General features: G+C 67.6%; 12 protein-coding genes and 1 pseudogene. 3 read left to right on the plus strand and 10 right to left on the minus strand.

All coding sequences use genetic code 11. The annotated features are described in order from the left end of the window. Positions 1-117: 117 nt before the first annotated feature. On the plus strand, positions 118-747 hold the full coding sequence (locus ACFWN1_RS27695; RefSeq protein ID WP_384367528.1) for a class F sortase: 630 nt from the start codon (positions 118-120) through the stop codon (positions 745-747). Positions 748-817: 70 nt separating this feature from the next. Here ACFWN1_RS27695 and ACFWN1_RS27700 read toward each other — a convergent pair whose 3' ends face one another. Beyond that, complete coding sequence (locus ACFWN1_RS27700) at positions 818-1,996, minus strand: GDSL-type esterase/lipase family protein (RefSeq protein ID WP_384367531.1); 1,179 nt, start codon at positions 1,994-1,996, stop codon at positions 818-820. Then, positions 1,993-2,595 carry a TetR/AcrR family transcriptional regulator gene (locus ACFWN1_RS27705; RefSeq protein WP_384367534.1) on the minus strand — a complete coding sequence of 201 codons (603 nt, stop codon included), beginning with the start codon at positions 2,593-2,595 and terminating at the stop codon, positions 1,993-1,995. Before ACFWN1_RS27705 ends, ACFWN1_RS27700 begins: the two co-directional genes overlap by 4 nt. A 263-nt stretch (positions 2,596-2,858) precedes the next feature. Here ACFWN1_RS27705 and ACFWN1_RS27710 point away from each other — a divergent pair. Further along, a pseudogene (locus ACFWN1_RS27710) lies at positions 2,859-3,977 on the plus strand (IS630 family transposase). 34 nt (positions 3,978-4,011) lie between these two features. On the opposite strand, the gene ACFWN1_RS27715 reads toward ACFWN1_RS27710, so the two are convergent. The 6 genes from ACFWN1_RS27715 to ACFWN1_RS27740 all read right to left on the minus strand — a co-directional run bounded on the left by ACFWN1_RS27715 (position 4,012) and on the right by ACFWN1_RS27740 (position 9,493). Further along, positions 4,012-4,494: a hypothetical protein gene (locus tag ACFWN1_RS27715; protein ID WP_384367537.1), complete on the minus strand. Its 483-nt coding sequence runs from the start codon at positions 4,492-4,494 to the stop codon at positions 4,012-4,014. A gap of 474 nt (positions 4,495-4,968) precedes the next feature. After that, positions 4,969-6,042, minus strand: a complete 1,074-nt coding sequence (locus tag ACFWN1_RS27720) for an IS4 family transposase (RefSeq protein WP_384367560.1) — start codon at positions 6,040-6,042, stop codon at positions 4,969-4,971. A 12-nt stretch (positions 6,043-6,054) separates the two neighbouring features. After that, entirely contained in the window at positions 6,055-6,327 is a 273-nt protein-coding gene (locus ACFWN1_RS27725; RefSeq protein ID WP_384367540.1) for a transposase domain-containing protein, read from the minus strand. A gap of 111 nt (positions 6,328-6,438) precedes the next feature. Continuing rightward, the gene (locus ACFWN1_RS27730; protein WP_384367543.1) at positions 6,439-6,966 is read right to left on the minus strand and encodes a hypothetical protein; all 528 of its coding nucleotides are present in this window, start codon (positions 6,964-6,966) and stop codon (positions 6,439-6,441) included. Between the two features lie 18 nt (positions 6,967-6,984). Continuing rightward, positions 6,985-8,283, minus strand: a complete 1,299-nt coding sequence (locus ACFWN1_RS27735; RefSeq protein ID WP_384367546.1) for a NucA/NucB deoxyribonuclease domain-containing protein — start codon at positions 8,281-8,283, stop codon at positions 6,985-6,987. A gap of 55 nt (positions 8,284-8,338) precedes the next feature. Further along, positions 8,339-9,493 carry a hypothetical protein gene (locus tag ACFWN1_RS27740; RefSeq protein ID WP_384367549.1) on the minus strand — a complete coding sequence of 385 codons (1,155 nt, stop codon included), beginning with the start codon at positions 9,491-9,493 and terminating at the stop codon, positions 8,339-8,341. A gap of 345 nt (positions 9,494-9,838) precedes the next feature. Between ACFWN1_RS27740 and ACFWN1_RS27745 the strand changes: the two genes are divergently transcribed. Continuing rightward, on the plus strand, positions 9,839-10,051 hold the full coding sequence (locus ACFWN1_RS27745) for a hypothetical protein (protein ID WP_384367552.1): 213 nt from the start codon (positions 9,839-9,841) through the stop codon (positions 10,049-10,051). Between the two features lie 242 nt (positions 10,052-10,293). Here ACFWN1_RS27745 and ACFWN1_RS27750 read toward each other — a convergent pair whose 3' ends face one another. Both ACFWN1_RS27750 and ACFWN1_RS27755 read right to left on the minus strand, forming a co-directional pair. After that, complete coding sequence (locus ACFWN1_RS27750) at positions 10,294-10,560, minus strand: integrase core domain-containing protein (RefSeq protein WP_384367555.1); 267 nt, start codon at positions 10,558-10,560, stop codon at positions 10,294-10,296. 9 nt (positions 10,561-10,569) lie between these two features. Next, positions 10,570-10,890: DDE-type integrase/transposase/recombinase (locus tag ACFWN1_RS27755; RefSeq protein ID WP_384367558.1), on the minus strand; the 321-nt coding region annotated here is incomplete at its 5' end.

The following is a 10,890-nucleotide window of genomic DNA, read 5'->3' on the forward strand; positions in this document are numbered from 1 at the left end:
CGTCCTGACCGTCCCCGCATCAGGGGCCGTGGCCGCCGTCGACGCCGAGTGGCGTCGACGGCCCACGCCCCCCGACCCCGATCCCTGTGCTGCCGTGCCTGAGCGAGGTGGTGTCCGATGGCAGCAGACCCTTTTGGTGACCAGACCGGCCGGGGCGGGCGGCTGACGCTGTGGGGGGTGGCCGTCGCCGTCCTCGCGCTCAGCGTCTTCGGTGGCCACCACGGCACCGGCACCGGCACCGACGTCACCCGCGCCAGGGGCGCTACGGCGGCCCCCGTCCATGCGGGCGGCCCGTTGCCCCGCTCGGCGCCGACCCGGCTGCGCATCCCCAAGATCGGCGTGGACGCGCCCTTCACCGCGCTCGTGCTCGCCGCCGACGGCCGGCTGGAGCCGCCGCCCGCGAACAACACCAACCTCGTCGGCTGGTACGGCAAGGGTGCCTCTCCCGGCGAGAAGGGCACCTCGGTCATCGCCGGGCACGTGGACACGACCACCTCGGCGGCGGTCTTCGCCAACCTCGACGACCTGGCGCCCGGCGACCGCTTCTCCGTGGAGCGCGCCGACGGCAGGACGGCGAACTTCGTCGTGGACAGCGCCGACACCTTCGCCAAGGACGACTTCCCCAGCGAGCGGGTGTACGCGAACGCCACGCGCCCCGAGGTCCGCCTCATCACGTGCGCGGGGGCCTACGACCACTCGGCCAAGGACTACACGGAGAACCTGGTCGTCTTCGGCCACCTTGTCTGAGGCCACCTTGTCTGAGGCCACCTCGTCTGAGGCCACCTCGTCTTGGGCGGCCTCGTCCGAGGCGCCGTGCTCACCGGGCGCGGGGTGCCGGCGGGCCGTCCGGGGCGAAGACCAGCGCGGCGAACCGCTCACCGATCCGCCGGTGCGCGGCGCCGTCCGGGTGCAGCCCGTCGGGCAGCGGCAGCTCCGCGAAGTCGGCCTCCCCGTACAGCTCGCGCCCGTCGAGGAGGTGCAGGTGCGGATCGTCGGCGGAGCGCTCCGCCACGATCCGGGCCAGTTCCTCCCGTATGACGCCGAGCGTCAGCCTGCCCTGGGTGACCTCCGCCGGGTCCCCGGCCGCGCGGAACGCGAGCCGGCCCTCGCTCAGGGCGGAGAGGTCCGGCACGGTGGGGCCGGGGGTGTCCTCGTGCAGCGGGCACAGGATGGGGGAGACCACGAGCAGCGGCGTGTCGGGATGCCCCTCGCGGACGGTGTCGAGGAACCCGTGCACGGCGGGCCCGAAGGCGCGCAGCCGCATCAGGTCGGTGTTGACCAGGTTGATGCCCAGCTTGACGCTGATCAGGTCGGCCGGGGTGTCACGCAGCGCGCGGGCGGTGAACGGGTCCAGCAGCGCGCTCCCGCTCAGCCCCAGGTTGATCAGCTCGACCCCGCCGAGCGAGGCGGCGCCGGCGGGCCAGACGCCGGTCGGGCTCGCGGCGTCCGAGCCATGGCTGATGGAGCTGCCGTGGTGCAGCCATACCGGGCGGCCCGATGCGGGTACGGGCTCCACGGGGGCGTCGGTACGCAGGGCGACCAGCTCGGTCATCTCGTTGTGCGGCAGCCAGATCTCCACCCCCTTGTCCCCGGCGGACAGCCCGCCGAAGCGTGCGGTGCCGACCGGGCCGGGGGTCAGCTCGGCGGCGCCCGTGGTCATGTCGACGGTCAGGGTGTCGCCGCCGGTGACCGAGGCGCTGCCCGCCGGGCGTCCGTCCACCAGCAGGTCGTAGACGCCGTCCGGGCGGGGCGGCGCCCCGAGGTAGGCCCGCTTAGTGGGCACGGTGTCCAGCTCGATGGCGGTGGCGCGGGTGCGGAACACCAGCCGTACGCCGGAAGGCTGGGACTCGGCCATGTGCAGCTGCGGGTCGGCGCACTGGGCGCGGGCCCGCGCGGGCAGCCGGTGCGGGAGCAGGCCGCGCTCGGTGGGCTCCAGTTCCAGGGCGCCCCGGACGAGGGCGGCGCTGAGGGGGGTGGTGGTCCAGGCGGTGGTCATCGGCGGCCTGTCGGGTCGGGGGCGGACGGGGGAGTGCGGGGCCAGGTGCGCAGGAGGACGTCGAGCGCGTCGAGCACGCGTTCCCAGGACTCCTGCGAGCCGGGAGCGCTGTGGTCGAAGCCGCCTGCCGACTCCAGCCCCACATAGCCGCTGAACACACTGCCCAACAGCCTTACGGCATGCGTCTGTTCGGGCTCGGCCAGGTCGTAGCCGCGCAGGATGGCCCGCGTCATCCGGGCGTGCCGCACACCCGCGCTCGCGGCGGCGGTCTCCGGGTCCAGCCGGTAGCGGGCCGCCTCGAAACGGCCGGGGTGCGCGCGGGCGTAGTTCCGGTAGGCGTCGGCGAAGGCGACCAGGGCGTCCTTGCCGGCCCGGCCCGCGAGCGCCTCGGCTGCACGGTCGGCCAGCTCCTCCAGGGCGAGCAGCGCGATCCGGGTGCGCAGATCGTGGGAGTTACGCAGATGCGAGTACAGGCTCGCGGTCTTCACCTCGAACCGCCGCGCCAGCGCGGACACCGTCACCTCCCCGAACCCGGCCTCGTCGGCCAACTCCGCCCCGGCCCGCACCAGCCGCTCCGTACTGAGCCCCACCCGCCCCATGGACCCACCTCCACCTCTCGAAGAACCTTACTGATTGTGCATTTGCCTAAAGGCTTTAGGCAAATATAGGGCAGGTGCAGGCAAGAACGTCGAGGGGCGGCGGGTGGGACCGCGTCCGGTTTCGTGAGAACCGCGGCTCAGTTGCTGCGTGGCCCCGACCGCGCGGAGCGCCGATCTAGTGCTCTGACCACGTAGGTTCGCCGTGTTGGTGGCCGTGGCGGTTGGATGGTGGATCGACATCCGGTCCGACCGCTGGGGGTGTGGTGGCTGAGCCTGTCCGCGTGCGCAGGTTGACCGACCAGGAGGGGCAGAAGCTGCAGCAGATCGTGCGTCGGGGCAGCCCCAGTTCGGTGCGGTTCCGGCGCGCGATGCTGCTGCTGGCCTCGGCCGGCGGGAACCGAGTGCCGATGATCGCACAGCTGGTGCAGGCCGACGAGGACACCGTCCGGGATGTGATCCACCGGTTCAACGAGATCGGCCTGGCCTGCATGGACCCTCAATGGGCGGGAGGCCGTCCCCGCCTGCTCAGTCCTGACGACGAGGACTTCGTCGTCCAGACGGCCACCACCCGCCCAACCAAACTCGGCCAGCCCTTCACCCGCTGGTCCATCCGCAAACTCGCCGCCTACCTGCACCGCGTCCACGGCCGCGTGATCCGGATCGGCCGCGAGACCTTACGCCGACTTCTGGCCCGCCGCGGCGTCACCTTCCAGCGCACCTAGACATGGAAGGAGTCACCCGACCCTGACCGGGACTCCAAGCTCGACCGGATTGGGGAGGTGTTGGAGCGCTTCCCCGACCGGGTGTTCGCCTTCGACGAGTTCGGGCCGCTCGGCATCCGCCCCACCGCCAGCTCATGCTGGGCTCTCGCCGGTCACCCCGAGAGGCGCCCCGCGACCTACCACCGCACCCACGGCGTCAGGTACTTCCACGGCTGTTACTCGATCGGCGACGACACTCTGTGGGGCGTCAACCGCCACAAGAAGGGCGCCGCGAACACCCTGGCCGCATTGAAGTCGATCCGCACGGCCCGCCCGGACGGCGCCCCGATCTACGTCATCCTCGACAACCTGTCTGCCCACAAGGGTGAGCGGATCCGCCAGTGGGCGAAGAAGAACCGAGTCGAGCTGTGCTTCACGCCGACCTACACGTCCTGGGCCAACCCGATCGAGGCTCACTTCGGGCCGCTGCGGCAGTTCACGATCGCGAACTCGAACCACCGCAACCACACCACCCAGACCCGCGCCCTGCACTCATACCTGCGCTGGCGCAACCAGAACACCCGCCACCGCGATGTCCTCGCCGCCCAACGACGCGAACGAGCCCGCGTCCGCAGCGAGAAAGGCATCCGTTGGGGCGGACGTCCCCGCACGGCTGCGTGAGCTGCGGAAACGTCAGGCCACACCCGGCGCCACGTCAGTCTCCGGAAGATCCGAAGAAGCCGACGTGGGAGGGCTTGCCGTCGGTGTGAAGGAGCACATAGAAGCCGGTCCAACGCATCTCGTGCTCCCCGAGCAGGCTTGTGTCTCTATCGCCTGGGCGCCAGGCCTGCATAAACGTAGAGGACTGAGCGATGGCATCCTCGAACTGCCGGACGCTAGGGCGATCCGTGCCAAAGTGGACCATGAGCCGGGCAGGAGCCAGCGGCCGGATGGTGAAGTAGTCCGCTGAGCGGGACTCCTGCGGCAACTTCGTTGAGTCCACGACGCGACGAACATCCAGAATCGAGTGAGTTCCCTCTTCCTCCATGAACTCCTCATCGGCATACAGTTCCTCGATGGTGCTGTACTCCTCGCCATCGCCGTACTCCTGCGCGAAGACCTCTTCCTGCAGAGCCTCCAGGCTCGCGACAACGGTCCCGCGGTAAGGCGTGACATAACTCCACCCGCTGGCGCCCATCAGTTGAACTCCCTTCGCTCCCTCATCGACTCGCGCTCAACCTAGCCCTGGGCCCTGACAGGCCCGAGGCGAGGAGGTGGCGGCCCCGGTGAACCAATGCGGTCAGAGCACTAGCGGCAAGTGGCACGGGGGCGAGCAGACGGTGATGGTGACCACGCCGGTCCCGGTTTCGATATGGATCTCTTCCGGCTTGCCTTGTACGGGCCGCCCGCATCGGTCGCAGAGCATCAGGAGTTCCTTTCCGTGAGGCGGCGGGCACTGGACTGGCAACCGGTGCCCGGGAGGCACTGAAAGACGGGCACTGCCACGACGTGCGCGCCGACCTGCCCGCGTGCTCGCCCGGCGAGAGTGCCGCCCCGCGTGAGAGGGGCGCGGCACCAGGTGCAGTCCTGGCCAAAATACTGGGCGCTCGTCAGCTCGTGGGTGGTCGGAAGCTAGTCCCAAAGCCGTGTAGTTAGAGCTGGGTGTCTGGTGTCAAGTGGTGCGGTTGGTCAGGATATCGATGCTGATGGTGGCTTTGTAGCTGGTCCTGTCGACGGTGGCTCTGGCGTTGTACTTGGAGATGGCGCGTTTGACGACACGTGGCCGGGTGCGGATGCGCCGGTCGGGCATGAGGTCGGCCAGGACCCGGCGGCCTATGGTGCCGACGAGGTCGATGACCGCGTCGTTGAAAACGCCCGCGGCCTGGACGAGCAGGTCGCGGGCGGTGTTCAGGGCGATGGAGAAACTGGCCCGGTCGGGGTCGGTGGCCGGGCGGGTGCCGGTGGCGTCCGCCATGGCCCGTCGCAGGATCTGGTAGGTGACCAGCAGTGCGAAGACTTCCTGGGTGACGCCGGCAGGTGTCCGGGCGCGAAGGACCCGGCCGCCCAGAAGGGTGGATTGCATCTCCAGGTAGGAAGTCTCGACCTCCCATCGCTCGTGGTAGAGCCTGATCAGCTCGGCAGCGGGGTGCGTGTGGCAGCCGGTCAGGGTCGTGGCGAGACGATACGCGCCGGTGCGGCGGCCCTGTGAGGTACTGACGGTGATCTCGCAGTCGATGACGCGGACCGCGACGGCTCCGAGCCTGGACAGGTAGGAGCCGTCGGGGAAACGCTCCAGGACCGGCAGCCTGCGGTGTTCCTTCACGCGGACCAGGACGTGTGCGCCCGTGCCGGTGACCGCCTCGACTAGCGCCTGGACGGCGAAGTTCCGGTCCAGCAGGACGATCATGCCCTCACGAAGGCTGCGGACCAGGCCCGGTGCGTAGGACGTCTCCCCGTTCGTGGTCGGCCCGAACACCGCGTCCAAAACGGTACGGGTGCCGCAGGAGACCAGAACCAGCAGGCGGAGCGAGGGGTATCCCGCCCCGCCGTTGTTACAGCGGTGCCTGACGAACTCAGCCTGATTTTGCGGGCTGTCAGGGATGGTCATCAGCGTGCCGTCGACAGCGCAGACGAGTAGGCCCCGCCACCACGCTCCCACGGTGGCGACGCCGCCGGCCGGTCCGCGCAACAGGTCGAACAAGCGGTGCAGCGGCTCGGTCCCGACCCTCCTGCGGGCCTGCGCCAGCGCGCCAACCGTCTAAGTCGCCGTCTCCAGTCCTTCCAGCCCGGCCGTCATCCGTTGCCACACCTGCTGCCGGCCGATTCCCGGGAACAGGGCCCCGGCCAGCAGCAGATACACCATCACGCGTGAGGGAAGGTCGCGTATCCGCTGCTGTGTCCTGCCGGCCTCGGCCAGTACCTCGTCGACCATCTCGAACGGGACGATCCGTGTTAACTCGCCCAAATGGCCTGGCGCGAACCGCCCTGCGGCAACCGCAACCTCACGAGAAATGACAGACTCGGCATTCAATGGAGCTCCTGCTGAACAGTGATCTTGGTCGACACGGTTCTAACAGGAGTTCCATCTCTGCTTCCTGCGGCTTGACACACCAGCTCCACGCCTAACTGCACGGCATTGGTACTAGAGCTCTTCGTCTTCGTCGGGTTCTGATGCGTGACTGTAGGCAAGGTCCAGGATGTATCGTTCGGTCACGGGGCAGTTCTTCCATGCTTGTGTGAGGTGGTCTTCGGAGGTGTCATCGCTGGGCTGGTGGAATGTGCTCCAGTAGTAGTCCGCAGTCGCCTGCCGATTTTCCCACCAGGCGTGGCCTTGGTAGACGCCGGGACGGGGCAGAGTGAGCTCGTCGGCAGGCCCGCGGTCGAGTTGACCGATGACGAGAGTCCCCGTTTCCGACTCGAGGTCGATGGCTACGTGTCCTTCGGCGTCGGCGGGCGGAGTAGGGGGCGTATCCCAAATGCGGATGGTGACCTGCACGTCGATGTCGGTTTGCAGGCTCAAGAGGTACAGGTGGTAGCCATTACCAGCCACTACCTGTACCTCTGCGGCGTCCAGTGCTGCTTCATCGCCAAGGAAGGCGTCGGCGTCGTACACCTCGACGATGCAACGGCCAGGAGTGGCACGGATGCTGTGCTCGGCGAGAAGAGCCATGGACTGAGAGCCTTCCTGCTAGTTCGTGATCTTCAGGTAGAAGGCGTCGCCGTCCAGGACGCGGTTGAGAGTGTAGGCCGCGGCGAGACGTTCTCCGCCTCTACGGTTGTCAGGCCCGTCAATGAGTCGGACGGAGAAGCGGTTGTCGCCTTTGGTCGAACCTTCCTTGGTGGATGCGAAGGGATACTCATCGCACTGCAGGCCGCTTCCGGCGTAGTCTCCCCAAACCTTTTTGCATTCACCGATCGACTTATTACGATTTGCGTCGATCTTGGTTGCGTTGACTTCCCGGTGTAGGGGTTCCTTCGTTCCGGGGACGGACTTGCCCGGCCAGGAAGGGAAAGTGCGCTCGGGGCGGTTGAGAGCGTCGTAGATGTGCAGAGCGCTCTCGTTGACCGCGGGATCCGTCTGGCTCATGACGAGTTCCACCCGGGCCCCGGTGAAGACGGTGCCCTGGAACTTGCCGGCGATCTTCCCGGCGTAGTCGTAGCGAACGCTGGAATTGTAGACCCCGCCGCCTTCGGTGAACGGCGCGGCATTAGGAGAGCTGGCGCTGAGATCCATCGAAACGGTTGAGAAGACCCGTTGCTGGTTGCCCTGGTCGAACAGGGGACCCTTGTCTGTAGAGACATAGGTCAGATTCCAGTGCGGCTGGCTGTCCCAGACGCCGAGCAGCTCATCGCGTTCGGTGGTCTGCGGTGCCGTGACCTGGGGGTCCGGGTCGCTTTCGGAGGCGTTGACATTGTGGTGGAAGTGCTGGCCGAGCCGCCACTTCGTGGCGTCCTCGGTCGGGATGGGCTGGACGATGATGTTCTCGATGCTGGCGAGGTAGTCGACCCGCCGGCTCCCGTCGTAGGCGAAGCCGAGCACCCACTGGTCGAACTTGAGGCGGCCCAGGGTGGTGGTGCCCCTGACATCACGTAGAACCAGGTCGAAAGGGCGCTTCTGGCAGCTTTCGAACCGCGACTTGATCCACCCGGCTGCGGCCCTGGCCTGCGCCCCGTGCGTGGCGCATTCCTGGCGCAGATCCTGCTCACCGTCGGGAGCAGATCCAGGCACCGCAGCGAGCGCCGGGGATGTCACGCCGCGGGACCGGGCGTATTCGGCGTAGGGGAGGGCTTTGCCCAGACCGCGCAGCGCGTCCGCAGGCACAGAGGAGGCGTCGACGAACATGACGCGCGCCCTCGGGGCCCGGTCGTTTGCGGTCGAGGCAGCGTGGCCAGCAGACGTGCCTACGGTGGTGAGCAGTACGAGAGCGGCGGTAGTGGCGGTGGCTAATTTGCGGGCCAGGCGGATAGGTGAGGTGCCGGTATTCACCAGTGGACTCCTTGCGGGCATGAAGAAGCTTGGGGGCATCTGCGGTTCGTCATGATCACTGGACGTCGCACAGGTCGCCCCAGCACGCCTCTAGCAGGGCGCCGGTGCGGGGGGTGTAATGCGCGATGAACCCCTCGAAGCGGCGCTCGCCGCGCTGGAGCCCCGGGGTGGAGCTGGAGGAGGACACCGTCCAGACGCCGTCGCCGTTGCTGGAGGCCGCGCGAGCGCCGGGTTTCAGCGCAGTGGATGCAGCCGGCGGCCTGACGGTGACCACATCGCCTGGGACGTCGAAGGCCGCAGCGGCGCGGGCCCGGATGTCGGCGGCCGATACGTCCGCGCCGCCCACAGGCTCCTCCAGAGATCCGCCGGTGGGCAGGGCGGCGGCGTTGCACACTCGCACCGTCACGACGCATTCCGCAAGGCCCGGCACACTGACCAGGCAGTCGTCGGCGTCACTGCCCAGGCAGGCTTGCAAAGCGTCCTGGTTCACGCCGTTGAAGGTGGCGGACAGACCCGCGAGAGTGTCCGTCCCATGCGCCGGGGCAGGCGCGCTGGGCCATGCCGCCGCCGTGCTGGTCTGTCGGCGGGGCTTGCTCGCCGTCCACTGGGTGAACTTGCTGTTGTCGGTCAGCTTCGTGGTGAAGCAGTTCGGCGGCTTGTGGGCCGAACTGCATGCGGGCAGCGTGACGGACTTGGCCACGTTGCCCGTTGTCACATGTTCCCACACCTTGTTCCCGGTCATGAACTGCATCCGGTCGGCTATCGATGGCACGTCGACATACGTGGGTCCCGTTACCTGGAGGCCGACGTCGACGCGATTGGCGTTGCCGCCTACCACCTTCAGCTGCTTGGCAGTGGAGCCGACCTTGTTGAAGTCGTAAAGCACATCCCACTGGTTGCCGCTTTCCTGCCGGACCGTCATGTAGGTGTGGTTGCGATTGTCCGCCTTGGTCGGGTTGACTCCAGATTTGATGGCGGTTGATCGCCCGCCGCTTGTCGTCAGTTCAGTCCAGCGCGGCCCGTAGGTGTGCGTGGTCTTCCCTGTCTTCTCTGCGTAGAGGCCGATCTCTATGCTGGGAGCAGCCAGGGGACTACCGGATGTGTTCGGGCTGACATGCAGGTAGTTGCCTACCTGGACGGTGGCCGACGACGTGTCGACCTGATCAAAGGTGATCGGCACATTGCGCCAGGTGGCGAAGCTGCCGATCATCGGTTCCCCCGGCTGGCTGCACGTCATTCCCCAGAACGTGATCTGCGCGGTGTAGAGGAGGCTACATGCCTCCGCGGGAGCAGATGCATGCGCCTGTGGAGCGGTACCCAGAACGGTGAGTGCGGTGACCCCGGCGCATGCCGAGGCCAAGAATCTCGCGCGCGAACGCGACAAGGCTCCCCCTAGAAACGATCAAAAAAGGTCACAGGAAACCTACTGCAGCATCATCATCAACTCGGATAACTGTCAGACAAGTTGACTTGATCGCGCCACATGACTCACGTCACAGGCGCCGCTGTCACACGGAGTTCGGGGACGCTCCCCATGCGCGCGAGCGGGAGATCCTTGCTGCAGCAGCGCAGGTGCGGGATCCGCACCGGCACCGGCAGCCACCGCTACCTGTTCATCCAACGCAACCGGTCCACCGGCGAACTCGCCTTCTACTTGTGCTGGTCACCCACCGAAGTGGCCCTGTCCGGACTGGTCCGCGTCGCCGGTGTCCGCTGGAGCATGGAGGAGTGCTTCCAGGCCGGCCTAGGGCCAATGCTGGTGACTTAGATTGTTGCTGGTCGGGTGGTGATCGTCGTTGGCGCGGGTGGTGGCCGGTTGTGGTGTTCGGCTCGCTTGAGGGGCCAGTTGGACATCTTGCGTTTGATCACGCCAGGGCAGGTCCGGTGCCGACGGGCGGGCAGGAGTCGTTCGGCGATCTCAGCCAGTGTTCGGGTCAGTGCCCGGCTGAAGTTTCCCCGTGATCTCGGACACTCGTTCGTTATGCCGCGAGAGCGTGCTGGTGCGGGCCATCATGCGCACGTGGCCCATCGGGGAGATGGCCCGCTCGCCGGCCGTTGCCGGGTCTCAGCCGGGGTGAGGTAGCCGAATACCTTGTGTTTGCGCAGGCGGCGGCGGTTGTAGAACGTCTCGATGAAGGCGAAGACCTCGGCGCGGGCGGTGGCCCGGTCGGGCCAGACACGCGTGCCGATCTCTTCCTTGAGCAGGGCCCAGAAACTCTCCGCAGCAGCGTTGTCGAAGCATGATCCGGTGCGCCCGCAGCTCTGGCGCAGTCCCAACTCGCGTATCTAATAGCGGAACTGGGCCGATGTGTACTCGCTTCCGCGATCACTGTGGATCACGCAGCCGGGCTGCGGGTGGCCCCGGCCGTGGGCCATGTTCAGGGCGTCGACCACGAGTTCGGCGCGGTGACGGTCGGCCATGGCATAGCCGACGACTTCGCGGGTGGCCAGGTCCAGCCAACAGGCGAGGTAGAACCAGCCCTCCGCGGTAGGCAGGTAGGTGATGTCGCCGACCAGTCTGGTTCCGGGCGTATCGGCGTGAACGTCGCGGCCGATCAGGTCCGGGGCCGGCGTCCCCTTCTTGTCCGGCCGAGTCAGTGAGCGGTG

Origin of the sequence: Streptomyces sp. NPDC058459 (assembly GCF_042721685.1) — a bacterium.
Lineage (GTDB): Bacteria > Actinomycetota > Actinomycetes > Streptomycetales > Streptomycetaceae > Streptomyces.

Bases quoted from the DNA above. Each gene is read 5' to 3' on its own strand.
- ACFWN1_RS27695 (WP_384367528.1), top strand. From the start codon at position 118: ATGGCAGCAGACCCTTTTGGTGACCAGACCGGCCGGGGCGGGCGGCTG.
- ACFWN1_RS27700 (WP_384367531.1), bottom strand. From the start codon at position 1,996: ATGACCACCGCCTGGACCACCACCCCCCTCAGCGCCGCCCTCGTCCGG.
- ACFWN1_RS27705 (WP_384367534.1), bottom strand. From the start codon at position 2,595: ATGGGGCGGGTGGGGCTCAGTACGGAGCGGCTGGTGCGGGCCGGGGCG.
- ACFWN1_RS27715 (WP_384367537.1), bottom strand. From the start codon at position 4,494: ATGGGCGCCAGCGGGTGGAGTTATGTCACGCCTTACCGCGGGACCGTT.
- ACFWN1_RS27730 (WP_384367543.1), bottom strand. From the start codon at position 6,966: ATGGCTCTTCTCGCCGAGCACAGCATCCGTGCCACTCCTGGCCGTTGC.
- ACFWN1_RS27740 (WP_384367549.1), bottom strand. From the start codon at position 9,493: ATGATCGGCAGCTTCGCCACCTGGCGCAATGTGCCGATCACCTTTGAT.